The organism is Sporosarcina sp. FSL K6-3457 (genome assembly GCF_038007285.1).
Taxonomy (GTDB): Bacteria; Bacillota; Bacilli; order Bacillales_A; family Planococcaceae; genus Sporosarcina.
Window position 1 is genome coordinate 3,098,358 of the sequence record NZ_JBBOWX010000001.1, and the last position, 26,972, is coordinate 3,125,329.

The following is a 26,972-nucleotide window of genomic DNA, read 5'->3' on the forward strand; positions in this document are numbered from 1 at the left end:
TATGTATGGAGCTGAACTGTTAATTCAACTATTACTTGAGCAAAAGGTCGACACGATTTTTGGCTACCCAGGAGGTGCTGTCCTACCAATCTATGATGCATTATTTGATTGTGATAACATCCGGCATGTACTTGTGCGACACGAACAAGCGGCGGCCCATGCTGCAGATGGCTATGCTCGGGCGACAGGCAAGCCAGGTGTAACCTTGGTAACAAGTGGACCAGGTGCAACGAATACCATTACAGGGATTGCAACTGCCTATATGGATTCCGTTCCACTCATCGTTCTGACAGGTCAAGTTCCAACACATCTACTTGGTTTGGATAGCTTTCAAGAAGTCGATATTTTCGGCATGACGATGTCTGTCACAAAACAAAATTATATTGTGACGGATCTAGCCGAGCTGCCTCGTATCGTAAGGGAAGCCTTTCATATCGCAACAACAGGACGACCAGGTCCCGTACTGATTGATTTGCCGAAAGATATTATGACAGCATTACTAGAATCACCTTATGACAGCACCGTTCAACAACCAATTTATATAGAAGGTTATCATCCAGATTCACCAATAAATGAATCTAAACTCGATGAAATAACAAAGCGATTGGCTACAGCAAAACAGCCAGTTCTGCTAGTAGGTGGAGGTTGTATCGCAGGGGAAAGCCCTGTCTTACTCCAAGAACTCATTAGCCGTTGCAACTTTCCCGTCGTGGCCACTTTAATGGGAATCGGTGCTTTTCCATCTGCACATCCCCTCCATCTTGGAATGCTCGGCATGCACGGAACCGTTGCGGCGAACCGTGCGATACAAGCAGCGGATGTCGTGATTTGTCTTGGTGTACGCTTCAGTGATAGGGTCTCGGGAAATCGCAAAGCATTCTCCCCGAACTCTTTTAAAATACAAATCGATATCGACAATGCCGAGTTAAATAAAAATATCGGCATTGATATTGCTCTTCAAGGTTCTGTCGAACAAGCACTACTTGGGATACTGGACCGGATACCTGAGTTGAATCATAGTGCTTGGCATGAAAAAATTAGCATATGGGCCAAACATGCGCCGGCATTCAAGCCTTCAAATGATGGGCAATTGACTCCCCAAGAAGTCATTCGCTGTATTGATAACGTAACGAATAGCGATACCATTATTTCGACTGACGTTGGCCAGCACCAAATTTGGACGGCGCATCATTATCAATTTGGGATGCCACGCTCATTTTTAACATCGGGTGGACTCGGGACGATGGGCTATGGCTTCCCTGCTGCAATCGGCGCTGCTGCGGCCTTCCCAGACAGGCAAGTCATATGTATTAGTGGAGACGGTAGCTTCCAAATGAATGTACAAGAAATCATGACAGCAGTTGACCTTGGCTTAAATGTCAAAGTAGCTATCCTGAAAAACGGCTATCTTGGCATGGTCAGACAGTGGCAACAGCTATTTCTCAATAATAGATATTCAGCAGTGCAGATCAGTTCGCCTGATTTTGCCGCCCTTGCTAAAACATTCGGTGCACATGGCTTGTCCGCTCGTACACCAAACGAAGCACAAGCAATTATTGAAATGGCACTGTCCATCGATGGCCCGGTTATTATGGAATTCGAAGTAACTGAAGAAGCCAATGTCTACCCTATCGTTCCCCCTGGTGCAAGCAATGAAGAGATGATTGAGGAATAATTGCGAACAGCTTATAACAATATTTTTTTAAATTAGTGGTTTACCTTTTTTCCATTCGGGTATATAAAGATTACAAGGTGAAACAACCGAAGATGTAGACTTGTAGACGAGCTACCTACAAACCAACTTTTCGGATGAACTGCACAGCCTTGGCGGAAAATTTGTTTTGCTAGCAAAGGTACACTCGTCAGGAATCGTATCGTTATGGATTCCTTTCACCTAGTTATTAACTATGAACTTGAGTTAATTACCGAGTTAGTAACTACGAAGTGGTAAGCCGAATAATTTGGTTGGACAGTAAGTTGTTAACTATTACTTCAGTTAAGCAACAAGTGTTATACCTAGCAGTAAAAAGTAAGTTTTTTGTGAAAGTGCAACTTGAATACTGACTGCATCAGGAAACGATCACGCCTCACAAATTGTGACGACCCAGCCCATGTGGCTTCGCAGATCAGCCCTATCAAACTGCACTGACGAGTACGAAATGATCGTCGAACAGAACAGTTTGTGTAATTGAAAAAACAATCAAATTTTCCGAGTGCACCCCTTAATTGGGGAATGAAAAAAGCGTGGTCCTTCGTAAAGGAGCACGCTTTTTCCTTATGGTAAAAATAAGACTGTTGCCGCTATATCCTCAATATGCTCCTTATCTGCCCAAAGGATAAAGTAATTATAATTCACCCCATCAATTGTCATTGGACTTGGGTAGGCCGCAATATAGACTGCCAGACCTTGTCGATTAGCCGGTTGATCAGCGGATGGCAAGATCATGCATGTCTGCTCATATGAATTTTGCGAATGTATCATACGAGGGGCCGAACCGTAAGGCATCGATTGTTGGAAAGCTTCCGCATGACAGACTTCGTCCATATTTTCCGAGCCAAAAAGGGCTGATATTTGAAAATATCCATCATCACCTTCATACCGCACATCATTGACCCGTTGCCATGTCGCCGGGTATTGAAAATTGACACCAAAAACCTCACTGGTAAACTCCTGTTGCACTAAATCCATAATGGGTTTCGGCGACCATTGTAACGCAATTATCGTCTCACCCTCCAAAAGCTGAACAGGAGCAGGGTGACGTAGATCGATAACCCACATTTCATCGGCAGCTTGCTGCTCCTGACATCCAGATAGATACGAGATGATTGCGCCGTCCGAAGACCAGGTCACAGGTGTAGAAAAGCAAGTTGAAATTGCCCAAATTTGATCATTCTCTCCCTGTCGTTCGACCGTTCTCAGTTGCGAGAAATAACCCCTATCATCAAAAGCCGTTGCACTATAAGCAATCCGTAATGAATCTGGCGACCAAGTCGGGTCATAATTTTTGGCCAGTGGACCTCCCTTTATAGCAAACACACGTCCTGTTGCAAGCTCTACTGTGTTAATCATTGAAATACTGGCACCTGGCGTTGTATACAAAGCAAATGTTCCATCGGGTGATAGACGAACATCGTGGAGAGGCCCTTCGGTATTTCGAGTAATTTTCCGCCTATTTGTACCGTCTATTGCAATCCTAAATAGCTGACTTGTGCCGGCATCATCGGGCGCTTGAAATAGCAATTCCGTACCCGTTGGAAACCAGTTCACGTCAGTTGCACGAGGCTGTACAATCGTTTTCGCCGCATGTAATGTAGCATTATACAACATAATATTGCCACGGGCTGTATACGCCACACTCGAGCTATCCGGAGACCAATCCAGGCTAAAATCTCCGCCTTCATCCAACTGATCGACCCCCGCGATGAGTCCAGTCGTGGTGTAAATGACATAGAGCACCCTATTTTCCCCTACAAATGCGATTCTAGTGCTATCCGGAGACCAAATCGGTTGTGATAAAGCATCTCCTATACCATTTGTCAGCTGCTTTTGCTCACCAGTTCGCAAATTCAATATCCAAATATCAAATTGGCCACCACGATTGGATGTATAAGCTATAAAACCATAATCACCTGCAAAAGCATAAGGAATACTCAACTTCATCCCCACTTGAATCGTTGATGAGGGCAATTCATTCACCTTCCGAATCAACTCGGGATCACTTCGACCTGCCCGTGTCACATTGTAGCGACGAGCAATATCATTCAATGTATCCCCCGATTGCACAATATAATAAGGTACACCGGGCGGAATTTTCAACAATTGACCGACATGGAGAATATAGGGCGGCATTAGCTGATTTACTTCGGCAATTACGGCAACTGGCACACCATAATGTTGGGAAATCCGATACACAGAATCGCCTGACTGGACACGATACAAATCGACGCCAGGCGGTATTGATAATTGTTGACCTATAGAAAGTGCATACGGAGGAGTCAAATTATTCGCTGCAATCAGTGTTTTTACCGGGAGCTCCCATCGTCCAGCAATATGATTCAACGTATCGCCCTGGCGAACTGTATAAAAAATTTGCATCACTCACACATCCCTTCTTCTAAATAGATAAAACCATAGCCCATTTCTCTACCCATAGCTATGTTATTCGGCTAGCGGGCGGGGTGTTCTACCTCATTGAATGAATTCATCAAGACACTTTCACTACGTCCGCCTAAAAAGAAAAAACTAACCCTCTCATATAAAATGAGTAAGTTAGTTCTTTTAGAACACGGCTATTTTTCAAAAATTTGATGGAGCACCTCGTAAGGCTTACTATTATTTAAATTTTTGTGAATACAACTCGCTGGCTTTTCTCGTAAAGTTTCAGCAAATGCATTGGCTAGCTCTGCTTCACCAGCTACATGAATCTCCTTCCAGCCACGTTCTTTCTTCAATTTCTCTACAATCTCGCCCATTCCTTTATAGAAGCGCCCTAAATTTTCTTTCAATCGAGGCTCCAAAGCATCTACTTTACTGCTACCAATTGCCGGATGATCATCATCAGTCACTTTCTTTCGATCCCCCCATCCCTGAAGATTCGGTTCGAAATCGTAAATAAGCTCGTCATTCAGGAAGCCCATTGCCGTATCGAGTATACGTACTTCTCCAAAACTCGGTAAAACAATTCCCGCCTCTGGATAAGCCTTATACATATATTCCATCTCCTCTAGTACCGGATGATCCTCCCAATGGAAGCTCGTTCGCACATGCACTTGTACATAATGAACTGACCACAAACTCGGATGTTCCGAGGCAAAAATCACGACTCCTTTGTGTAACTCATTCTGATGATCCTCAATTTCCTTCACTACTTTCTCCCTCACTACCTTAAAAGCTTTCAGTTCACTTTCGTCGTTGGAAGCTATTATATACTCTTCAATTCGCTTCAAACCACTTTTCAAATGGATTCTCCATGCACCCTTTAGCTGGTCAGGATCAGCTGGATTAGTGTTCACATAGGCACTTAACACACGACGATCCGTACACCGAAACTCTTTGAGTGTCTGAAGCTCTTTACTAATTGACATCGCTCTTGTACCTCCTTCAATTTGACGATACAAGCTTGCCCACATACACCACTTCTAAAACGCCGATTGTAGAGAGAGTCATTAAATATCAAGCACTGAAAAATAACTATTCTAAAAACACTATTTTACCTATTGCATTTTAAAAGCCTAGGTGCTATCATCAAATTAGAAGTTCAATAGCGGATCACATGTTACTGATACGAACAGGCATGGTGGTAAACAGTGGAAGGTTTTTTTACCTTCTCCAGTTGCCCCATGCCTTTTTATGTCCTGCGCTTTTCATTCGTAAAATAGAATGAATATAGGATCCTTTGAATCTTCACACTGACAATTATAAAGGAGTAATAAACATGCTATCAGGCCTATTTAAGAAACGTAAAGTAGAAATCTACGCACCTGTTAATGGAGAAATCATTCCACTTGATCAAGTACCAGATCCAGTCTTTAGTCAAAAAATGATGGGTGAGGGCGTCGCAGTCATCCCTACTGACGGAACTTTCCGCGCACCTGTTGAAGGCACAGTCGTTTTAATCTCCGATACGAAACACGCTATCGGTCTTCGTACAAATAATGGCACAGAAATTTTAATCCATATCGGATTAGAAACGGTATCTTTACAAGGTAAAGGCTTTACAGTGTTGGTAGAAACGGGTGATAAAATCTCCCTTGGTCAGCCGCTCATTGAAGCCGATTTGGAGTATATCCGCGAACATGCGACAAGCATCGTTACACCAATTATTGTTACGAATAGTAGTGATAAGGTTGTGCAATGTTTGCATACAAAAAATGGATTGGCAGAAAAAACGTTAGTCATGACGGTTTCTAACAAATAATATACTTATACTGAAGATTAGGGCTTCCAACTTAGCACGTTTTAAAATGTACTAAGTTGGATACCTAGTTGGCAGGCTTATATTTGTCATTAGAGGACTAGACCTCTAGTTGAATATAGCAAATATTCACTAATGAAGGAGGTGGATTCCAGTGAAAATAAAAAAGATCCTAAACAATAATGCCGTTGTCGTCTTGGATGACGAGCGCGAGAAAATTGCGATTGGTGCTGGTATCGCTTTCAACAAGAAGCGTAACGATATCATCAATACCGATAAAATCGAAAAGATATTTGTCATGAGAGAGAACGACAAGCTTCAGCAGTTGTTAAGTCGAATTCCAGAAGAGCATTTTACCATCTCTGAGGAAGTCATCACATATGCAGAAAAACATATGGGTACCAAGTTAAACGAACATATTCACATTGTCTTAACGGACCATCTATCATTTGCCATTGAAAGAGTCAGAGATGGCATTCATTTAAATAATAAGCTGTTGCATGAAATCAAAATCCTCTATAGGAGAGAATTTGAAATTGGTCTTTGGGCAATCCAACATATAAAAGAAAGATGTCAGGTTGAAATGCCTGAAGACGAAGCGGCTTTTATAGCGCTACACATCCATACGATGAAGCCACAAGGAGGTGATTTACACGACACCGTTCGACAGACAACGATTATCCGAGACATGGTTCAATCAATCAAGAAACATTTAACAATTACGATTGAAGAGGATGATATTTCCTACCATCGTCTCATCACGCATCTCCGTTTTACCTTAACAAGAATGAATAATTATGGCGTGCACACAATGGATGAGGAAATGCTAGTAATGATTAAAAAGAAGTTTCCTCTGTCCTACATTTGTGCAGTCGAGGTTGCAAAGGAATTAGTCGCACAACATGAAGTGGAATTACCTGAACAAGAGTTAGGCTATATTGCCCTGCATATTGAACGGTTACGTAAGCCGTAAACAACATGACTCGTTATCATACATTATTACTTTGAACTTTTATTAAAAAATTATGAATAGGGGTGGATTTATCATGATGAAATTTTTCCAAAGACTTGGAAGCTCTTTAATGCTTCCGGTAGCTGTACTTCCCGCTGCGGCCATTTTGATGGGTATTGGGCACTGGATTGACCCAGATAGTGTTAACGTAGCGGCAGCTTTCTTAATTAAAGCAGGTGGCTCGATTATTGATAATATGGCTATCCTATTTGCTGTCGGGGTTGCGCTTGGGATGTCTAAGGATAAGGATGGCTCGGCTGCATTAAGTGGTTTGGTCGGTTTCCTAGTTGTGACAACACTGCTATCTACAGAAACAGTATCTATGCTGCTAAGCGTTGATGTTGCTGACGTAAACCCTGCTTTCGGGAAAATTAAAAATCAGTTTATCGGTATTCTTTCTGGGCTAATTGCCGCAGCGATGTACAATCGCTTTAGTCAAGTTCAACTACCAACTGCATTCGCATTCTTTAGTGGTAAGCGCTTAGTTCCGATTATGACAGCTGCTTCTATGCTAGTTGCTTCTGCAGCACTATTCTTTATCTGGCCTATTATCTATACTGCATTAGTTAACTTTGGTGAAGGGATTAGTAGTCTTGGTGCTGTTGGTGCTGGACTTTACGGTTTCTTCAACCGTCTATTAATTCCTACTGGTTTACACCATGCCTTAAACTCTGTCTTCTGGTTTGACGTTGCTGGTATTGATGATATTAAGCATTTCTGGGCTGGTACAGGTACAAAAGGTGTTACAGGTATGTACCAGGCAGGTTTCTTCCCTGTTATGATGTTTGGATTACCTGGGGCTGCTCTTGCGATGTATCATACAGCTAAAACAAAGCGCAAAAAAGAAGCTGCTTCCTTAATGATGGCTGCTGGTTTCGCTGCATTCTTTACAGGTGTTACTGAGCCACTTGAATTCGCATTTATGTTCCTAGCACCTGCACTTTATGTTGTGCATGCTGCTTTGACAGGTCTATCCCTATTCATCGCTGCAACATTCCATTGGACAGCAGGATTTACTTTTAGCGCTGGTTTTGTCGACTTTTTCTTAAGTTTAAGAATGCCACTCGCCAACCAACCGCTTATGTTGCTCGTTCAAGGTATAGTATTTTTCGTTATTTACTATCTGATTTTTCGTTTCCTAATCGTCAAATTCAACCTGAAAACACCAGGTCGTGAAGACGATGAGGATGTTGTAGAAACAACTGTTTCAGCTGGAGCTAATAAATTCTCCGGAATGGCTGCAACAATTTATGAAGGTCTAGGCGGAGACGCTAACGTTACTTCTGTCGATAATTGTGTAACACGCTTACGTATCGAAGTAAAAGATATGGATAAAGTCGATCAAAGTAAAATTAAAAGTACAGGTGTCCCCGGCATTAACATTGTCGGACCACAAAGTATTCAAGTTATCGTCGGCACAAGCGTACAGTTTGTAGCAGATGAAATTAAAAAAATTCGTAAATAATGACAAGTAAAAGGATCGAGCTATTTCATGCTCGATCCTTTTCTATTTCATGGTATATTATCTAGCAAAAATGGATATACTACTAATCACAGAGGGGCGGCACTTCTCTGTCCCGCGCACAGGGGTCACTTTCGACGGAAGGTGGAAAACAATACGACGCATCATCCGACTGGGGATTTGCCCAGCAGTGCCGCGATTTACATAGAAAGTTTCCCTCTGCTCTATAAGTCGAATGAAACTCCGATTTTCATGTCGCACTAACTGGTAAACTGACTCTCATATAGCTCGCAATAAAAGCCTTTCTTTTGGAGCAGCTCTTCGTGCGTACCAGATTCAATTAGATTCCCGTGTTGAATCACTAAAATTCGATCGGCGTTTTCAATTGTTTTTAGACGGTGTGCAATGACAAAACTTGTCCGCCCTTTCGATAATTGGTTGAGCCCTTGTTGGATTTCAATTTCAGTCCTCGTGTCAATATTTGAAGTAGCCTCATCTAGAATCAATATATCGGAATCAGCTAAAATCGCTCGGGCAATGGCTAGCAATTGGCGCTGCCCTTGACTTAAACTAGATCCACCAGAAGTGATGGATGTTTGATACTGTTCGGGCAAATGCTTGATAAATCCATGAGCGGAAGCCAATTTAGCGGCAGCAATAACTTCTTCATCCGTCGCCTCTAGATGACCGTAACGGATATTTTCCATAATTGGCCCCGAAAAGAGAAAAGTATCTTGCAGGACAATCCCCATCTTCTCACGCAGATTATCGATTTTATAATCCTTAATCGTTCGACCATCGATTTTAATGTCCCCAGAATTGATATCATAAAACCGCATTAATAAATTGATAATCGTCGTTTTTCCAGAACCTGTTGGACCTACCAAAGCAATTTTTTCACCAGCCTTTACTTGGAAACTAATATTGTTCAGGATTGGCTTGCCATCCTCGTAAGAAAAGTTCACATTCGAAAACTCAACATCCCCTTTAAAGGAATCAATCGTCACCGCATTTTCCTTATCTTGTAGATCCACTGTCTCATCCATAATTTCAAATACTCGTTCAGCTCCAGCGATTGCCGATTGGAACGTATTTAATAGACTCGATAATTGGTTAATCGGGCGGAAAAACTGACGGGAATACGTAACAAAAGCAGCGATTACCCCAACAGTAGCCAAATCTTGAACTGTCATCAGTGCACCAATTCCAATAATTAAGGCCAATCCTAAATTATTGATGAAGTTATTGATAGGCCCAAGAAATCCTGATACTGTGTCCGCAGCCATTGCAGAATGTCGAAGTCTTTCATTCACCATGGAAAATTTCATAAAAGTCTTTTCCTCTTGACCAAAAATCGTAATGACTTCATTGCCGGAAATGGCTTCTTCTATAAAGCCGTTCAATTCTCCCAAATCACGTTGTCTTTTGATGAAATTACTGCTGCTATACGTAATGATTTTTTTCGTCGTAAAAATCATTAACGGAAGAATAATCAGTGCTACAATGGCAAGCACCCAATTGAGCAAAAACATGGAGATTGCAACGCCTGTGACCATTAAAATAGAAGAGATGATTTGAATAACACTTTGGCTAAGTGCATTATTCAAACTCTCAATATCATTCGTCACCCGACTCATCAAATCACCATGTGTTCGTTTATCAAAAAATCGTAAAGACAAGGTCTGAAACTTATCAAATAAGTCCTGACGTATGTGTCGAATGGTTTTTAACGATACCCGCACCATCAAAAATGTTTGCAGCCAAGTGAAAATAGCTGCTGTCGTATAGATAACTGCTAGCCATACTAACAATCGAAGAGTCCCAGCCATATCCTTTGGAATGATATAGTGGTCAATGATTACCCCCATCAAATAGGGTACAAGTACATTCAAAAGCGTAGAAATGACAACAAAAATAATAGAGGCAATCATCGCAATTTTTTGCTTCTCCATATAGCGCCAAATTCGCTTCATCGTTCCTTTTCTATCCTTCGCTTTGACAATGGGTCCGCCAAATCCTCTTGGGCCACGAGCACGCTCCATCGTATTTGCAGTAGGTTGCGTAGAAGCTTTATTCATCACACATGCGCCTCCTTCCCGCTTTGTGTCGCGTAAATTCCACGATACACGCTACTTTTCGCAAGTAATTCTTCATGTGTACCACTTGCTTCAAGCATACCGTCATCGATGACTAGAATTTGATCAGCATCGATGATTGAGGAGATCTTCGAGGATATGATGAACACCGTCGTAGCCAAGTGATCTCGCTGTAATGCTTGCTGAACAGCAGCCTCCGATAATGCGTCAATGGCTGAAGTGGAATCATCTAATATTAAAATCTTCGGTTCACGGATAAAAGCCCGAGTCATTGATAGACGTTGTTTTTGCCCACCAGATAAGTTCGTTGCTCCCTGTGTAAGCTCATGTGCAAACTTGCCATCCAATTTCTCAATAAATTCACTTGCAGCTGCAGACTGAGCTGCACCCTCCATCTCTACAATCGTTGCATCCTCTTTCCCAAAATATAAATTCTCCTCAATGGTTCCCGAAAACAACGTAGCTTTTTGCGGCACAAAACCAATCGCTTCCCTCAATATTCCGAGAGGATATTCCTTAATATTGACTCCATCGATGAAAATAGCCCCTGAATCCGGGTCATAGAGACGTGGAATGAGTTTGACGAGTGTCGATTTACCACTGCCAGTAGAACCTAAGATTCCAATCGTCTCCCCTGCTTTCGCCAGGAATGAAATATTTTTCAGCACATGCTCTCCATTTTTACTGTAACTAAAATTCACGTGTCTAAACTCTACTTGCCCTTTCATTTCTGGAAGCGAAGCAGGTATATCCGGTTCACAAATATCGATATTCGTATCGAGAACTTGCACAATCCGATTAGCTGAAGTAAAAGACCGGGCAATCTGCATTAATACATGACTACTCGTCATTAAGCCATTCATAATAATCGTTAAGTAATTAATAAAAGCTAAAATGACGCCAACTTGCAGTGTGCCTTCATTAACCTTGATGGCGCCCATCCACATACCAATCACGATGCCTACATTCACGACAAATAGCATGATTGGCATGAGGGTAAGAATCACTTGCTCCGCAGACATATTGCGCTTTGTTAATGTATGATTCACCTGTTGGAACATTTCTTTTTCATAATCCTGTCGATTAAATGCTTTGATGACGCGAATCCCCGCAAATGTTTCCTGCAATTTGGTATTCACCTGATCCATTGCCTGTTGTACTTTGACGAATAGCTTTCCCGAAGTAACAGAAAAAAAGTAAATCAGCATCATGAGTATCGGAATCGCCACCAGCAATACCGGGAATAATTCACGGGCCGTAAACCAAACAATAACAACGGCTCCTATAAATAATAGCGGTCCACGTACAAAAATGCGCAATGTCATCATAAGCGCCTGCTGAACAGACGTCACATCATTTGTTACAATAGTAATTAATTTTCCTGTTCCGAATGAATCTGTATTTTTACTAGAAAACCGCTCTGTCTTTTTGAATACATCGCGGCGTATGTCCGCTGCAAAATTGACAGCTGCTTTTGTGCTATATACCGTACAGCCAACTCCTCCAATTAAACCAATCACAGCAGTCAGTAGCATTAACAATCCAAGCTTAATGACGTAAGCATTATTATTGTTCGCAATTCCCACGTCAATCATCTGTTGCATAATCGTTGGCTGCAACAGGTCCATCGCAACTTCAATACACATTAAAAGTGGAGCTAAAATGGCAAATCGTGTATAAGGCTTTACATATCGAATTAATTTCTTTAGGGATTTCATACCACTCCCTCCCCTATCAGTTTTCTTTCTGTAAACGTGCTGTTATTTCCTCCAAAAAAGCAATCAGCTTTGCTGTTTTCTCTGGATTCTGTCGCACTTGTTTCATCGATTTTCGCAATTCAGCTTCCCACAGTTCCATCGTAGCTTTTAACTGAACCGCCTCGTCTGAATTGCGCCAAACCCATCTCGCTTTCCATTCAGTCCAGAAATCCCCTTCTCTTTTGCTCGCGAAATCCTCTAAGCGCTCTATCCCTTTTGCTTGAAGTACATACGTCTTTTTGTCTGAAACCGGATCCAGATCAATCAGCTCTTGTTCCAGTAATTCTTGAAGTGCCGGATAAACCGTGCCCGCACTTGCAGCATAAAGTCCACCTGAACGATGTTCTAATTCCTTCATTATTTGATAGCCATGCATCGATTCTTCCCTCAGTAAATGCAAAATTGCCAATTGGACAAACCCTCTCCGCCTTTTCATCGCAACCACTCCTTCAAATTATATCGTTAATTTTAATCGATATATCGATTAATTACAATAGATATATCGAAACACATCTGATGATTAACCATTTACTTGCATAAAGCACGGGAGTATACCACAATTAAAATAAGCTAACCTATCAAATTGATAGGTTAGCTTATTTTTAAAATGATGAAAGTGAAACAAAAATTGTCATGCTCCTTCTGAAAAAATGATTAAACCTCAAATTTTTCAAATGACCTCTCCAAAGAATCCGCCCTCGATGACAGTTCTTCCGATGATGCCAGCAGCTCCTGCATCGATGCATTTTGTTCCTCCGTAGCTGCAGCTATTTGTTCAATTCGTTCCGCTGAACGCTCAGATACTTTAATAATATCTTCTGCAGTTGTAATCATCTCATCCATATTTTCATGAATTAATTCAATTGTTTCACCAACATGGCTATTATGATTACTTAAAGTGTGAATTGAAGTTAAAATTTCAGCAAAGACATTGCCTACTTCCTTCACTTTTTGAACACCTTGTTCAACCGAGTTTGTGCTAATTTCCATTTCGTGAACCGTTTCCTTTGTTTCCTCAATAGAAGCACTTAATAGATTTTGAATATTTTTCGTTGCATTCGCAGTTTGTTCAGCTAATTTCCTTACTTCATCAGCTACTACTGCAAAGCCTTTTCCATGTTCACCAGCACGTGCTGCCTCAATTGTCGCATTCAGTGCTAATAAATTTGTTTGATTAGAAATAGAATTAATCAATCCAACAATCGAACTGATTTCTGTTGATCTTTGATTGAGAGAGTGAATAATTATGGCCACTTTTTCTACACTTGTTTGAATATACTCAATTTGACTGATGGAATCTGTTACATACCCCGCACCTTTTTCGATCTGATCACGAGTATCAGCAGTCAATTCCAACGTCTCTTGTATTTGAATAATTGCTTCCGATAACCTTGAGCTCATTGTGAGTACTGTTTGGTTTGACGTTTGTGAACTACGAACCTGTTCATCAAAACCAGTCGCCACTTCAACGATTGCCATCGTCATTTGATTATTTACTTCTGTTGAAACTTCCGCATTTCCCTTTAACTCTTGCGACATTTTTGTCACAACTTCTGTTGTCGTCAACAATTGTGAAATCGATTGTTGTAGCTGATCCGCCATCTCATTCATTGCAGAGCCAATCTCAGCAATTTCATCTTTTCCATCAGTATTCAAGCGGTTGTCTACAAGTTTTCCATTCGCTAATTGCTTACAAAAATCCACTGCCAGTCTAAATCGATTCGTAATCATCCGGCTAACTAATAAAAGTGCAATCGTTGAACTTATTAGTACAACTAAGACAGTGACCCAAATTAATAGGATAGCATTAGTAGATTTTGTTGCCATTTCCTCGGTTAATAACTGCCTATCCGCTAAGGTAATTTCCTTTAATTCGTTCAGACGTTCAATCGAATAATTACGATAAGTTGTCGCCGTTTTATGCAATTCAGCTTGTACAAATGCATCAACCCGTACATCATCTTGTTTAAACTTAGCAATTGTATTTAAAATATCCGCTTTGAAAAAAGCATCCATTTGTTCACTATAAAAGATAATCTTATCATAAATCTCTTTTCCTTCATCAGTCGTGAGATGTGCTAGTACTTTTTCCCCTGTTTGATTAAACAGTTGAATTTGTTCATCATAATCTGTAGAGGTTGTTTTTGTATCGCGTTCCGTCAAAACATCAGTAAGAATAATATATTTTTGCTTAAAGATCGAGGACATCTCCATAATCTCAATCGAGACATCGTTCTTCTCTTCTACCATCTTTGAAAAACCCATTAAACTTTTCACCGAATAACCGGTAAATAATGATGAAAACAGAAATAGAACCATCACAAAAGAAAATACAATTCCATACTTTTGTCCGATTTTAAATCGAGCATAAACTTGACTAAGCTTCACTTTTTTTAACCCTATCTTGTTCAATTCTGGCTTTTTCAACTTCATCTTTTTAATCTTATTTATATTAAATTTCCTCAAAAAATTCCTCTCCTCTAAAGCACTATCCCTATGTGCTGATGTTATCTTCATGCACAATTACACATATAAAAAAGTAACCACCTAGTTCTCATTGAAAAGAATCCAGGTAGTTACTCACTGTTTATTGTCTAGTCTACCGATTAGAATTCCTTGAAGACATTTAAAGAATCTAATGCATTGCCCTTAAAATCAAATAGTCCTTGATTTGCCCATGAGTTGCCAATCGGTGCGACATCATTTCCATACTTCATACCTTCAAGACTTGCCCAACTCGTACCGTTTACTGGTATCCATGCAGGTTCCCAATAGACAATACCAATGCCGTTATTACCTGCAGTTTGTTGAACAGTTTTCATAAGATCCCGTAAGAAACTTTTTTGTCCCTCAACCGTCGCTGGATACCCTGCTACTTGCGCTAACTCTTCTGTAAAGATACAAGCTCCAGTAGGGTCTTCTCCAGTAAATCCATAAGCCGCTTCAACAACAAGTAGTTCTTTCTGATAACGCGCACTAATATCATTTAAATTCAGCTCTAACGCCTTTAAATCACCATGCCAAAACGGATAGTAGGACAATCCAATAATATCAAACTCAACGCCTCTGTTTGTAATTTCATCAAACCAAATCTGATATAAATCATTCGCTCCACCAAAATCTAAATGTAAAATGATTTTGGCTGTATCAGCTGCTAAGCTATCTTTTGTCGCTTGAATTCCTGCCTTCAATAAACCTGCTAATTGATCATAAGATGTGTTTTTTCTTTCGGTTTCTACCTCTTCAAACCGTCTTTCTTCAAACAGATAAGTCGGTGTCTTACCTTCTGGCCAAAGCATGCCATTGGTAATTTCATTGCCAATTTGAATAAATTCTGGTGTGACACCGTTTTCTTTACAAGCTTCGAGTACTTGCTTCGTGTAATCATACACCTTATCCTCTAACTGCTTACCTGATAGTGACTCCCACGCTTTAGGCTTCGATTGCTTCTTTGGATCTGTCCAAAAATCACTATAGTGAAAATTAAGGAGTAACTTCATCCCTTCTGCTTTTGCCCGCTTTGCTAAATCGAGCGTCGTTTGCAAATCATTCGTTCCGCCGAGATAAGGTTTTCCTGCTTTATCATAAGGATCAACCCATAACCGCAATCGGATTGTATCGATTCCATTGATGCGTAAAATTTCAAACAGGTCTTTCTCTTCATTATCAACAAAGTATTTTCCACCAAAATTTTCAACCTCAGTTAACATTGAAATATCGGCACCTTTTATAAACGTTTGTGTCAATTCAACTCTCTCCTATCCATTCAGGGTGTGCGTACTTTTTTCATGACGCATAAAAGTACGCACTACTAGTTATCTTTTTCGTTTCAATAAACGCACACCATACGGCGCTAAGTCAATCTTAGTTGGTACCTGTGTTCCTTCAAGTAAATCCGTATAGACCGCATCCGATAACGCAACCTCTTTAGCTTCCCTGCTAAAATTGAATAAGTAGATAGTATCATTTTCGCCATCTGTCCGACTTTGTGCTGTAACACCCTCTGGAAGTTCACCTTCGATTACTTTTTTCAAACCTAACTCTTCAACTAGTTTTGTGAATAAATCGAGATGGAATTCGCCCTTATTTCTAGATGCGATATAATAGGCCTTTCCTTCTCCAAACTCATTAACCGTTAAAGCTGGCAGTCCTGCATAGAAATCCTCTTTGTAATAAGCTAAAGCTGTAGCACCCTCAAGATGAATAACCTCACATAATTCATGTGCAACGTAATCCTTTGTCAGGCCTAACTCATTGCCGGCCGCCATTTCAATCGAATTGGTTTGGCCATCATGTAAGCCATCAATTTCTTCCGACCAAATACCCAATGTTTTTCGCAACGGACCAGGGAATCCTCCCGTGAATACAAGATCATTCTCATCGACAATTCCCGACCAGTATGTCGTGACAAAATGACCGCCTTGTTGCACAAACTGCTCAATTTTCTCTCCAACCCCAGGACGGACCATATAGAGCATTGGAGCAACGACTAACTTATACTTCGAAATATCCTTGTCCATATCAATCACATCAACAGCGACACCTTGATCCCAAAAGGCTTTGTACTGTGTAGCAACTGCTTTTTCATAGCCTACACCAATATTACGTGGCCCTTGCGCATCATTAATGGCCCAGCGATTTTGTGTATCAAAAATTATTGCAACTTCAGCATCTACAGTAGTTCCAACGATTTGATCTAAACGACTAAGTGTTTCACCTAATCGGGAAACTTCCTTAAATACTCTTGTATGCTCATGACCAACATGATCCACAACAGCACCATGGAACTTTTCACTAGAACCGCGACTCTTGCGCCATTGGAAATATTGTACAGAATCCGAACCATGGGCTACAGCTTGCAATGACGATAAGTAGTGCATACCAGGACGTTTTAATTTACTCACATCTTGCCAATTCGTTAAACTTGGCGTGCTTTCCATTAACAAAAACGGTTGCCCATCTTTTAAAGAACGGAACCAATCATGGTTCATCGCAATATAAGCAGCTAGCTCACTATCATCCGCATGATCATGCCAAGTCGGATAAGAATCCCACGAAACCACATCTACTTCAGCAGCAAACTTCGCATAATCAAGACCTTCAAATAATTCCATGAAATTCGTGAAGACCGGAATATCTTTATTTGCTGCTTTTAAAGGTTTGATTTCATGCTTATAAAAATTAATCGTTTGATCTGTCACAAAGCGTTTCCAATCTAAATTCAAGCCGTGTACCATCGTTTCACCTTGTGGAGCAGGTGATTCCACTTGAGACCAGCTTGTATATGTGTGGCTCCAAAATGTTGCCCACCAAGCTTTGTTCAAGTTATCCAATGTTGTGTATTTTTCTTGCACCCACTCACGGAATGCATCCTGACAATAATTACAGTGACATTCTCCACCATATTCATTTGATAAATGCCAACCGATTACTGCAGGGTGATTCGCATATTTATCGGCCAATTTTTGATTGATAATCGCAATCTTTTCACGGTATTTCGGTGAACTAAAACAATGGTTATGACGCATGCCATGTAAATTACGAACACGGTTACCACCAACTCGTAGAACTTCTGGATACTTTTCCGACATCCAAGCAGGTCTAGCACCACTTGGTGTAGCTAGAAATGCGTAAATTCCATTCTCGGCAAACGTATCAAGAATTTGGTCTAACCATTCAAAAGTGAATACACCTTCCTCAGGCTCCAGCTTACTCCAAGCAAACATTCCGATTGACATCACATTACAATTTGCCAACTTCATTAAACGAATATCCTCGGCAAGGATTTCTGGGTTGTCCTGCCATTGTTCCGGGAAATAGTCCGCCCCGTGCAACACCTTTTGAATTCTATTACTTACAGGATCATATACTTTTGTCATTTAAATCACCTTTTCTAATTATTTTAGTTTCTACTTAGCCTTTTGTTCCCCCACTAGTCAAACCGGAGATTAAGAATCGTTGTAAAAATAAATAGATCAGCGAAACAGGAACAGCAATTAAAATGGCTCCGGCAGAAAATCGAGTAAAGTTATTCGCAAATTTATCACTGATAAAGTTAAACAACCCCACGGCTAACGTGTAATTATCTGGGCTTCTTAATATAATCGACGGTAAGATAAAGTCGAACAATGGGCCCATAAAGTTAAATAATGCGACAACCGCTAAGATTGGCATTGCCATTGGCAATATGATTTTGATAAATACAGTCATATGTCCGGCACCATCCATTCGAGCCGCTTCATCCAGCTCACGTGGGATTGTATCCAAATAGCCTTTAACAAGCCAAGCATTAAATGGAATTTGTCCACCCACATAGATCAGGATTAACCCAGACAATGTATCCAATAGTCCAACTAAGTTAAGTAAAATATACAAAGCAACCATCGCCATAATAACCGGGAACATTTGTAAGATTAAAAATGTATATAACCCCGACTGGCGTCCAACAAACTTATAGCGCGAGAACGCATAGGCGACCAGCGATGTCATAACGACTGAAAGTACAGCTGATACAGTTGAAACAATCATACTGTTTTTATACCAAGTTAAATAATTACTATTTGGATCCGTAAATAACCATTTATAGTGAACAAGTGACCAATTTTCAGGAATAATCGTCGAAGAATATAAGCTTGTTCCAGCGTTTAGCGACATTCCGAATGCCCAAAGTAAAGGGTAAATAATGATGATAGCCATAAACGCAAATACTGCATAAATCCCTGTTAATTCCAATATTGATTTTACTTTTGGTTTCATCACATTTTCCCCTCTTCCTTAAATGAACTCGTTCGTCTAAATTGGAGAATCGCAAAGACAGATACCAAGATTCCGATAATTAAAGAGATGGCTGCAGCCATACTATAGTTATTCGTTTCGAACGTTAATTTATAAACCCATGAGATTAAAATATCTGTTCCACCCGCATTTTGGCCTTTTACCGCTGGGCCCCCTCCGTTAAGGAGATAAATAACATTAAAGTTATTAAAATTCGAGGTATACTGGATGATTAGCAAGGGTGCTGTTGCAAATAGAATATGTGGCAAGGTAATACCTCTGAATTTTTGCCAACGTGAAGCTCCATCGACATCTGCCGCTTCATACCACTCGGAAGATATACTTTGTAATACACCAGAGAATAGTGCAAACAAAAATGGATATGCAAGCCAGGTCTGAATCATAATCAACAGGATTTTCGTGTAAAACGGATCCGTTAGCCACGGGACTCCATCACCACCAAAAAGTGGGATAATAATATCGCGGTTAATCGTACCAAATTGATCATTGAACATTGCAGCAAAGATGAGAATGGAGACGAATCCAGGCACTGCCCATGGTAAAATCAAAATGGTTCTAATTAATTTTTTGAACTTAACTCGTGGATCATTGGCGAGAATCGCCAAAAATAAACCAAGGACGATTTGAAATGAAGTTGCGACAAGTGTCCAAATAATTGTCCAAGAAAATACACTAACAAATGTATTCTTCCATAAAGGTACTGTAAGTAGATTAACGAAATTGTCAAAACCTACCCATTGCACTAAATGTCTTGGTGGCGAATTATATAAATCGTAATTCGTAAATGCTAGCGTAATCGCAAATAATAAGGGAAAGACGACAGTGAATATTAAGAGGATTAGCCCAGGGCCCGTTAGTAAGTATGGGAATGCTTTATCATAACTTGCTCTAAATGCACCCATTACTGTTGTCGCTTCCCAACCTTGCGAAATTAACTGTGCCTGCTTTTTCGCATCACGTACGTTGAGGATATAAAACAGAAGTGCAAAAGCAATTAAGATAATGGATATTATTCCGTATACAAGTAAAAAGATAGAGTGATCGACACCCGCGATTGTTCCAAGTGTTGTAATTCCCCATAAGCCTAAACCAATAAAGTCAGCAAAAGTGACAATAAAGGCGATTTCTAAAATAATAAAGCTAATTCCCTTTATGTATTGTTTATTATAGATTTGCCCTAAACCCGCAAGCAAAATTGATAAAATCATCGCGGTTGTAGCACTATGCGTTTTTGCATTTTTACGCTTCGGTTCTTTTGACTTTTCCGTTTGAGTCATAGTATCCACCTCGTTTAATAATTGAGTGGGAAGAGAATAACAGGTCCCTTCCCACTCATATTTAGATTTATATTGCTTATCGAGTTAAAGTGATGAAAATACTAGTAAGCTATTATTTGGTTAGTGCAATTTTGTCTTTGATATTTTGAACGGTTTCATCTAAAATTTCTTTCACATCTTCACCACCAACAATTAGTTCAATCGCGCTATCAATATCCCATACTGCAGACATTTCAGGAATATTTGGCATTGGTGTACCGTATTCAATTTGTTCTGTATACCCCGCATAGATTGGATCATCAATCTTATCTAGAATCATTTGACGAGGAGGAAGTTCACCGGTTACATCGTAATAAAGCTGTGAATTTTCTTCATTCATTAAGAATTTAGCTAAATCTTGTGCCCACTCCTGATTTTTAGAATAATAAGAGGTTAACCAAGATTTAACACCAACGAAGGATGGTGCATTTTCACCATTAATCTTTGGTAGTGGAGCAGTTGCTAAGTTATCACCTAACGCTGCAGCATAAATTGGTAAATTCCACGGACCACTTATAACCATACCTACTTTACCTTCTGTGAATAGTCCATCCAACACATCAATCGTTAGTGTTTTTGGTAGTAAACCCGCTGTTACAAATGATTGATATTGCGTTAGTCCTTCAACTGCCCCTTCATTATTGAGACCAATATCTTCTGAATCATACGTACCATTTTCTTCACCAAACACATAGCCACCATAACTATTTATGAATGGATATAAGTAGTAAAATGAAGGACTAATTAAGAATCCATATTCATCTTTAGCCTTATTCGTTTTTTCTTGAGCCATTGTAAATACTTCTTCGATTGTTGTTGGTACCGTATCAATGATACTCTTATTGTAATAAGCAAAATAAGTTTCGATAGCTACTGGCGCTCCGTAAACTTCACCTTCATACGTAAAAGCATCAATTGCTGCTTCGCTAATCCCTTCAAGATCAGCACTTGAATAGTCAAATGGAACCGCTAAACCTTGTGCAACAATATCACCGAGTCGATCCTGCGGTTGGAAGAATAAGTCGGGACCGTCCCCAGCTGGACCAGCTAGTGCAAGTTCTTGAATTTGGTCAGGCTGTGCAACTCTTTCCATGACAATTTCTATTCCCGTTTTTTCAGTGTATTTATCAAACATTTGCTTCGATACATCTGCGGCGATATCTTCATCATTCACCCATACAACTAATTTTTCTGGCTTAACAGTCTCACCGTTACTATCCTTTTCAGGCTCTTTAACTTCCTCACGTTCTGGTGCACAAGCTGCAAGAATAACCAATAATGACAACATCAATACTAAACTAGTAAATACTTTTCTCTGTTTAAACAATGTAATAACCTCCCCTTAAATTTAATTGCATGAATCACTTAGTTAGTTAGATTAATTAATTAACACCAACTATACTTAGTATAGAGCGCTTTCAAAAAGATAGATATATCAAAATACTCTAATGTAGTTTCAGAATACGCAACTAGCCATTTTACTTCAAAAAAAAAAAACAAACCTAGTACTGACGACTAAGTTTGTTTGTAGTGTAAGTCACGATATACGCTTGGGGTAATCCCTTCACGCTTCTTAAATGTAGAAACAAAATGACTAACACTATTAAACCCAACCAGTTTAGAAATATCACTTAACGTTTTTTCCGTATTTGTGAGTAAGATTGTTTTCGCTTCGCGAATTCTTAACTGCACTAAAAACGAATAAGGACTAATGCCAAATGTATCATGAAATAATGTATTCAGATGTTGTGAACTAACTTGTGCCTTTTCCGACATTTCTAATAAACCAATATTCTCCGGATACATTAACTCCAGCCATTCAACAATCGGTCTAATCGTCTCATAGCTCTGTGAAATCGATAGCTTATTATTCAACTTACCGTATTTTTTTAGCATCATTAAAAATTGATATAATGCTGATGATGATTCAAACTCTAGATAAGAATCTTCCTGACCAATCTCTCGGATCATGTATTGGATAATGTCAGCGAACGATATCTGATCTGTTTCTTCATATACACCCGAATAATTCATATCCAAGGAGTTAAGAATTGGATCGATCGCCGCGCCACTAAATGTCATATAGAGAGTCGACCATTCACCACCGCCGGCCTTATCATAATAATAAGAATGTGGCGTATACGGTGTCAGCAGGACAGCCTTACCCGGAGTAAGTAAAAATTCCTGACCTGCAAAGTTAAAAGTCCCTTCCCCCTTATATGTCTGTAGCCAATGATAATACGGATATCCCTCAGGCCGATTAAACTCAAGCTCATATGGGTTATAACCAATACTTTCAATATATAACGGCAAAGGTTTGTCCGAAACAGTAAAAGTATAACGCTTTTTTTCCTCCATACCAGCCACTCCTTTTTCCTAATTATAACACCACAACGGCGAGTCACGCACGACCACTAGGCATTATTTGAAGTAGCAAGATTATCATGCACTTCCCACCACTTAAAACAATTCATTTTTGAAGCGGAATTTCCTACGACATTGACAACAGTATTCCATTAAAATAGCTTAGTAATGGTATAAATATCATTCAATCCAAAGCGCTCGAAAGTATTTACATACGGAGTGCTTAGTACTCGACTATGTTTTAGATTTTCACTCGTTTTTTTTGCTTAGGCTTGCTTCATTCACATGAATGTGGCAGAGTAGTAGATGTACTAATCATAAAAAAATTCATACAGTTACAATTATGTGGGGGTACCAGTCGAGCTGGTTGAGATATACTCAGAAAGTATAGACCCTTAGAACCTGATCTGGTTAAGGCCAGCGGAGGGAACATACTCATTAGCTATGTCTATGTTTATGCGTTCTTCGGTTGCCGAGAACGCATTTTTTTGCGTTCTCGATAATCGCTCATTCGTAATTGCCATGAATCCAATGGGAGGAATAGTGTTGAGAAAAGCTTTGTTATTCGTTGTACTTTGTTTGTTACTAACGGCATGTAGTACGGATAAAAACAATGAATCAAAAAAAGACGGCGACTTAGAAAAAATACAATTTGTACTGGATTGGACGCCCAATACAAACCACACGGGCTTGTACGTTGCACAGGAAAAAGGATTTTTTACACAACAAGGACTTGATGTTGAAATTATGCTTCCAGGTGAAGCAGGTGCTGACCAACTTGTCGCAGCCGGAAAAGCACAATTTGGCATCAGTGCGCAAGAAACGATTACAGAAGCACGGGTACAAGAGATCCCAATCGTGTCCATTGCTACAATTCTCCAGCATAATACGTCGGGGTTTGCCTCTTTGAAGAAGGACGGCATTGAATCTCCAAAGGATTATGAAGGAAAAACCTATGGCGGCTGGGGTGCTCCCGTTGAACAAGCGGTCATCTCTTCTTTAATGGACAAAGAGCAGGCCGATGTCAATCAAGTAGAAATTATTAATATGGGGAATTCCGACTTTTTCACAGCCGTCGAACGTGATATTGACTTCGCATGGATATACTATGCGTGGACAGGTATTGAAGCAGAACTGCGTGGTATCGACTTAAACATGCAATATCTAAAGGATTTCTCGGACAAGCTGGACTATTATACGCCTGTCATTACGACGAGCGAAAAAATGATTAGTAATAATCCGGACACAGTTCGAGCTTTTGTCAAGGCAGTTACACAAGGCTATGAATTTGCCATTGCCAATCCAGATGAAGCGGCATCGATGTTATCGAAAGCTGTTCCTGATCTTGACGAAGAACTTGTCAAAGCAAGCCAGCAATGGATTTCTGCTAAATACCAGGAGGACGCACCGCGTTGGGGTGAACAAAAACTTGCAATTTGGCAAGACTATGCAGAATGGATGACTGACAACGGCTTGCTTGATGGTGAATTTAGCGCAGAAGACGCATTTACCAATGAATTTCTACCCAAATAAGGAGGAACTACTATGACAAACGCACTCGTTAGTATTCAAATCATACCGAAAACACCAAATGGTGAAGATGTAATTCCTTACGTCGATGCCGCTATCGCAGTCATTGACGAATCTGGTGTCCCTTATCAAGTTTCACCGCTGGAAACAACAATGGAAGGTAACTTGACGGAGCTACTTGCTATTGTCCAAAAAATGAATGAGCGGATGATTGAAAAAGGCTCACTGAGCATCATTTCACAAGTCAAAATATTTTATAAACCAGACGGCGCTTCCATGGACAAACTAACGGAGAAATACCGTTGAATTACCTATTGAAAAAAGGATGGCGACCCATAGTGGTCATCATCCTTTTACTTACCTTATGGGAACTAGCGGGTCAACTATTTGATATTCCAGCATGGCTGCTCCCCGTCCCTACTCAAGTATGGCAAGAGGCCATTCATGGTTGGTCCCATTATTCCGGTCATATTTTATCAACCATCCAGCTAACACTTGCTGGCTATACGATTGGTATCATTGTAGGGTTAGCAGTGGCGACATTGCTATTCCGCCTACCCGTATTGCAGGAAGCCTTTTACCCACTGCTGATTTTATCGCAAAACATTCCAATCATTGTTTTGGCACCTTTGCTCGTCATCTGGTTTGGATTCGGTATGTTGCCGAAAATAATTATCATCGTACTCGTGTGTTTTTTCCCAATCACTATCGCTACATTGGATGGCTTACGGCAAACGGACCGAGATTTATTGCACTATATGAAAATGACAGGGGCAACGGATAACCAAATTTTTTGGAAGTTACAATGGCCTTATGCCCTTCCCTCTCTCTTTTCAGGTTTAAAAATTGCGGCTACCTATAGTGTCATGGGAGCTGTCATTTCAGAATGGCTCGGTGCGAATAAAGGAATTGGTGTCTATATGACACTCGCTTCCTCATCCTTTAAAACAGATCGTGTATTTGTTGCCATCTTACTCATTATGATTTTAAGTTTAACTTTTTTCGCTATCATTGCATTGATTGAAAAATGGCTGTTCCGCTGGCAACGACAAGGAGGGAGCTCAACTAATGGGTAAATTACAGTTAAGGCAGATTTCAAAATCACATAGTGATAATCACGTGCTACAAGATGTATCTTTTCATGTCGATGAAGGCGAGTTCGTTACGATTGTCGGGCCGTCTGGCAGTGGGAAAAGCACATTATTTCAACTCATTGGAGGCTTATATCCACCGGATCACGGCGAGATTATACTAGATGGCAACACGCTCAGCAACTCCCGTGGTCACATCAGCTATATGCCACAAAATCCTTCTTTGTTTCCATGGCGAACGATTTTAGAAAATGTATTATTGAGTTCAGAAATTACTGGACAAAAGGACACTACTACTGCATTAGAACTCATTGATAAAGCCGGACTAAGCGGCTATGAGCAAGCGTATCCACACCAATTATCTGGTGGTATGAAGCAGCGCGTCGCCTTTATTCGTAGTCTTAATGGCCCACAATCCATCATTTGCTTAGACGAACCATTCTCTGCACTCGATGAATTCACACGATTTGAAATGCAAGAATGGCTGCTAGCGATTTGGGAGCAATATAGAAAGTCGATTGTATTCATCACACATAATATTGAAGAAGCTTTGTATTTATCCGATCGAATTTTAATTCTGTCCGATAAACCAGCGTCCATCAGTAAAGTAATTAGTGTCCCTTTTCCAAGACCGCGGACTGAAGATATATTATTGAGTGAACCATTTATGCAGTTGAAGAGGGAGATTCATAATGAACTACGAGGAAAATGATCAGCTGCCAATCATCGATTCACATATCCACCTTGACCAATATGACATAGCCGGACAGAAAACAATTATCGACGATTTGGAACGGGCATCCTCTACACTAAGTGGCTTAATCAGTGTATCGATGAATCTTGTTTCCAGCATCAACAATCTCAAGCTTGCGGAAGCTCATTGTGGCATCCATCCCGCCTTTGGCTATCATCCTGAGCAGGAGCCGCCCACAGATGCTGACCTGCAGGAGCTATTTTCTTTCATGCACTTACATAAAGAACGGATGGTTGCCATAGGGGAGGTCGGCCTCCCCTATTATTTGAAGGAGAAAAATCCTAACCTGCAGCTTGCCCCCTATAAGGAAGCGCTCGAAGCATTTATCTGTCAAGCTAACATATGGAATAAACCAATTGTGCTCCATGCTGTGTACGAAGATGCTGACATAGTTTGCGATATGCTGGAGCAGTATTCTGTAACGCGAGCCCATTTCCATTGGTTTAAGGGCGCACCGTCGACCATTGAACGAATGATGCGCAATGGTTACTATGTATCAGTGACGCCCGATTGTATGTATGAACCTGAAATTCAACGGCTTATTGAGCAATACCCAATCGAGCGCCTACTCGTCGAAACAGATGGTCCATGGCCTTTTTCAGGGCCCTTTGACAATAGGATGACACATCCGAATATGATGCACTACTCCATTGACAAGATTGCCTCTGTGAAAAAAATGGATTGTCATGATGTCTACCAACAAGTATATAACAATACTAAAAGATTGTACTTTAGCTAATCAGCGATAGGCTCCGGTGCTTAAGAGTAGCACGAAAGATTCATTTCAATAATCCATACGAATTGTCCCGCTCCCTCAAAGTTAACGATCAATTGTGATTACTCACTCTTTAATTCGCACAATTGATATGTTATGCTAGCA

General features: G+C 40.3%; 21 protein-coding genes and 1 riboswitch. Of the genes, 9 read left to right on the forward strand and 12 right to left on the reverse strand.

Going from position 1 to position 26,972, the window contains the following annotated elements; genetic code table 11:
• Position 1: 1 nt before the first annotated feature.
• Complete coding sequence (gene ilvB / locus N1I80_RS15300) at positions 2–1,675, forward strand: biosynthetic-type acetolactate synthase large subunit (RefSeq protein ID WP_340738718.1); 1,674 nt, start codon at positions 2–4, stop codon at positions 1,673–1,675.
• A 600-nt stretch (positions 1,676–2,275) separates the two neighbouring features.
• Here ilvB and N1I80_RS15305 read toward each other — a convergent pair.
• Complete coding sequence (locus tag N1I80_RS15305; RefSeq protein ID WP_340738719.1) at positions 2,276–4,096, reverse strand: LysM peptidoglycan-binding domain-containing protein; 1,821 nt, start codon at positions 4,094–4,096, stop codon at positions 2,276–2,278.
• 194 nt (positions 4,097–4,290) lie between these two features.
• Complete coding sequence (locus N1I80_RS15310; protein ID WP_340738720.1) at positions 4,291–5,085, reverse strand: VLRF1 family aeRF1-type release factor; 795 nt, start codon at positions 5,083–5,085, stop codon at positions 4,291–4,293.
• A 350-nt stretch (positions 5,086–5,435) separates the two neighbouring features.
• Between N1I80_RS15310 and N1I80_RS15315 the strand changes: the two genes are divergently transcribed.
• From N1I80_RS15315 to nagE, 3 genes are all read left to right on the forward strand, one after another.
• Positions 5,436–5,918 carry a PTS sugar transporter subunit IIA gene (locus tag N1I80_RS15315; protein WP_340738721.1) on the forward strand — a complete coding sequence of 161 codons (483 nt, stop codon included), beginning with the start codon at positions 5,436–5,438 and terminating at the stop codon, positions 5,916–5,918.
• A 151-nt stretch (positions 5,919–6,069) separates the two neighbouring features.
• Positions 6,070–6,888 carry a PRD domain-containing protein gene (locus N1I80_RS15320; protein ID WP_340738722.1) on the forward strand — a complete coding sequence of 273 codons (819 nt, stop codon included), beginning with the start codon at positions 6,070–6,072 and terminating at the stop codon, positions 6,886–6,888.
• 73 nt (positions 6,889–6,961) lie between these two features.
• Positions 6,962–8,392, forward strand: coding sequence for an N-acetylglucosamine-specific PTS transporter subunit IIBC (gene nagE, locus N1I80_RS15325; protein ID WP_340738723.1), 1,431 nt, complete (start codon positions 6,962–6,964; stop codon positions 8,390–8,392).
• A gap of 257 nt (positions 8,393–8,649) precedes the next feature.
• On the opposite strand, the gene N1I80_RS15330 is transcribed toward nagE, so the two are convergent.
• The 10 genes from N1I80_RS15330 to N1I80_RS15375 form a co-directional block, all read right to left on the reverse strand.
• Entirely contained in the window at positions 8,650–10,431 is a 1,782-nt protein-coding gene (locus tag N1I80_RS15330) for an ABC transporter ATP-binding protein (protein WP_340740058.1), read from the reverse strand.
• Between the two features lie 35 nt (positions 10,432–10,466).
• The gene (locus N1I80_RS15335; RefSeq protein ID WP_340738724.1) at positions 10,467–12,203 is read right to left on the reverse strand and encodes an ABC transporter ATP-binding protein; all 1,737 of its coding nucleotides are present in this window, start codon (positions 12,201–12,203) and stop codon (positions 10,467–10,469) included.
• Positions 12,204–12,219: 16 nt separating this feature from the next.
• Positions 12,220–12,678, reverse strand: coding sequence for a PadR family transcriptional regulator (locus N1I80_RS15340; protein ID WP_340738725.1), 459 nt, complete (start codon positions 12,676–12,678; stop codon positions 12,220–12,222).
• A gap of 218 nt (positions 12,679–12,896) precedes the next feature.
• The gene (locus tag N1I80_RS15345; protein WP_340738726.1) at positions 12,897–14,708 is read right to left on the reverse strand and encodes a methyl-accepting chemotaxis protein; all 1,812 of its coding nucleotides are present in this window, start codon (positions 14,706–14,708) and stop codon (positions 12,897–12,899) included.
• Positions 14,709–14,848: 140 nt separating this feature from the next.
• Complete coding sequence (locus N1I80_RS15350; RefSeq protein ID WP_340738727.1) at positions 14,849–15,988, reverse strand: glycoside hydrolase family 53 protein; 1,140 nt, start codon at positions 15,986–15,988, stop codon at positions 14,849–14,851.
• Positions 15,989–16,057: 69 nt separating this feature from the next.
• Positions 16,058–18,121, reverse strand: coding sequence for a beta-galactosidase (locus N1I80_RS15355; RefSeq protein ID WP_340738728.1), 2,064 nt, complete (start codon positions 18,119–18,121; stop codon positions 16,058–16,060).
• A 34-nt stretch (positions 18,122–18,155) separates the two neighbouring features.
• A complete protein-coding gene (locus N1I80_RS15360; RefSeq protein ID WP_340738729.1) occupies positions 18,156–18,998 on the reverse strand; it encodes a sugar ABC transporter permease in 843 nt (280 codons plus the stop codon).
• Positions 18,998–20,314 (reverse strand): ABC transporter permease subunit, encoded by a 1,317-nt coding sequence (locus N1I80_RS15365; protein WP_445683659.1) that lies wholly within the window; start codon positions 20,312–20,314, stop codon positions 18,998–19,000. Before N1I80_RS15365 ends, N1I80_RS15360 begins: the two co-directional genes overlap by 1 nt.
• Before the next feature lie 112 nt (positions 20,315–20,426).
• A complete protein-coding gene (locus N1I80_RS15370; protein ID WP_340740060.1) occupies positions 20,427–21,641 on the reverse strand; it encodes a sugar ABC transporter substrate-binding protein in 1,215 nt (404 codons plus the stop codon).
• A gap of 227 nt (positions 21,642–21,868) precedes the next feature.
• Entirely contained in the window at positions 21,869–22,711 is an 843-nt protein-coding gene (locus N1I80_RS15375) for an AraC family transcriptional regulator (protein WP_340738730.1), read from the reverse strand.
• Positions 22,712–23,054: 343 nt separating this feature from the next.
• A riboswitch (TPP riboswitch) is annotated at positions 23,055–23,163 on the forward strand.
• A gap of 85 nt (positions 23,164–23,248) precedes the next feature.
• Here N1I80_RS15375 and N1I80_RS15380 point away from each other — a divergent pair.
• From N1I80_RS15380 to N1I80_RS15400, 5 genes are read left to right on the forward strand one after another with little or no spacing between them, the layout of a single operon-like run.
• Positions 23,249–24,250 carry an ABC transporter substrate-binding protein gene (locus tag N1I80_RS15380; RefSeq protein WP_445683711.1) on the forward strand — a complete coding sequence of 334 codons (1,002 nt, stop codon included), beginning with the start codon at positions 23,249–23,251 and terminating at the stop codon, positions 24,248–24,250.
• Positions 24,251–24,262: 12 nt separating this feature from the next.
• The gene (locus N1I80_RS15385; protein ID WP_340738732.1) at positions 24,263–24,553 is read left to right on the forward strand and encodes a thiamine-binding protein; all 291 of its coding nucleotides are present in this window, start codon (positions 24,263–24,265) and stop codon (positions 24,551–24,553) included.
• Positions 24,554–24,585: 32 nt separating this feature from the next.
• A complete protein-coding gene (locus tag N1I80_RS15390; RefSeq protein WP_340738733.1) occupies positions 24,586–25,323 on the forward strand; it encodes an ABC transporter permease in 738 nt (245 codons plus the stop codon).
• Positions 25,316–26,050: an ABC transporter ATP-binding protein gene (locus tag N1I80_RS15395; protein ID WP_340738734.1), complete on the forward strand. Its 735-nt coding sequence runs from the start codon at positions 25,316–25,318 to the stop codon at positions 26,048–26,050. The genes N1I80_RS15390 and N1I80_RS15395 overlap by 8 nt, the downstream gene beginning before the upstream one ends.
• Positions 26,031–26,831, forward strand: a complete 801-nt coding sequence (locus tag N1I80_RS15400; protein ID WP_340738735.1) for a TatD family hydrolase — start codon at positions 26,031–26,033, stop codon at positions 26,829–26,831. Before N1I80_RS15395 ends, N1I80_RS15400 begins: the two co-directional genes overlap by 20 nt.
• Positions 26,832–26,972 lie beyond the last annotated feature (141 nt).

Coding starts and splice junctions, on each gene's coding strand:
- ilvB (WP_340738718.1), top strand. CDS start 2: ATGTATGGAGCTGAACTGTTAATTCAACTATTACTTGAGCAAAAGGTC.
- N1I80_RS15305 (WP_340738719.1), bottom strand. CDS start 4,096: ATGCAAATTTTTTATACAGTTCGCCAGGGCGATACGTTGAATCATATT.
- N1I80_RS15310 (WP_340738720.1), bottom strand. CDS start 5,085: ATGTCAATTAGTAAAGAGCTTCAGACACTCAAAGAGTTTCGGTGTACG.
- N1I80_RS15315 (WP_340738721.1), top strand. CDS start 5,436: ATGCTATCAGGCCTATTTAAGAAACGTAAAGTAGAAATCTACGCACCT.
- nagE (WP_340738723.1), top strand. CDS start 6,962: ATGATGAAATTTTTCCAAAGACTTGGAAGCTCTTTAATGCTTCCGGTA.
- N1I80_RS15330 (WP_340740058.1), bottom strand. CDS start 10,431: ATGGAGCGTGCTCGTGGCCCAAGAGGATTTGGCGGACCCATTGTCAAA.
- N1I80_RS15335 (WP_340738724.1), bottom strand. CDS start 12,203: ATGAAATCCCTAAAGAAATTAATTCGATATGTAAAGCCTTATACACGA.
- N1I80_RS15340 (WP_340738725.1), bottom strand. CDS start 12,678: ATGAAAAGGCGGAGAGGGTTTGTCCAATTGGCAATTTTGCATTTACTG.
- N1I80_RS15355 (WP_340738728.1), bottom strand. CDS start 18,121: ATGACAAAAGTATATGATCCTGTAAGTAATAGAATTCAAAAGGTGTTG.
- N1I80_RS15360 (WP_340738729.1), bottom strand. CDS start 18,998: ATGAAACCAAAAGTAAAATCAATATTGGAATTAACAGGGATTTATGCA.
- N1I80_RS15365 (WP_445683659.1), bottom strand. CDS start 20,314: ATGACTCAAACGGAAAAGTCAAAAGAACCGAAGCGTAAAAATGCAAAA.
- N1I80_RS15370 (WP_340740060.1), bottom strand. CDS start 21,641: ATGTTGTCATTATTGGTTATTCTTGCAGCTTGTGCACCAGAACGTGAG.
- N1I80_RS15375 (WP_340738730.1), bottom strand. CDS start 22,711: ATGGAGGAAAAAAAGCGTTATACTTTTACTGTTTCGGACAAACCTTTG.
- N1I80_RS15380 (WP_445683711.1), top strand. CDS start 23,249: ATGGGAGGAATAGTGTTGAGAAAAGCTTTGTTATTCGTTGTACTTTGT.
- N1I80_RS15385 (WP_340738732.1), top strand. CDS start 24,263: ATGACAAACGCACTCGTTAGTATTCAAATCATACCGAAAACACCAAAT.
- N1I80_RS15395 (WP_340738734.1), top strand. CDS start 25,316: ATGGGTAAATTACAGTTAAGGCAGATTTCAAAATCACATAGTGATAAT.
- N1I80_RS15400 (WP_340738735.1), top strand. CDS start 26,031: ATGAACTACGAGGAAAATGATCAGCTGCCAATCATCGATTCACATATC.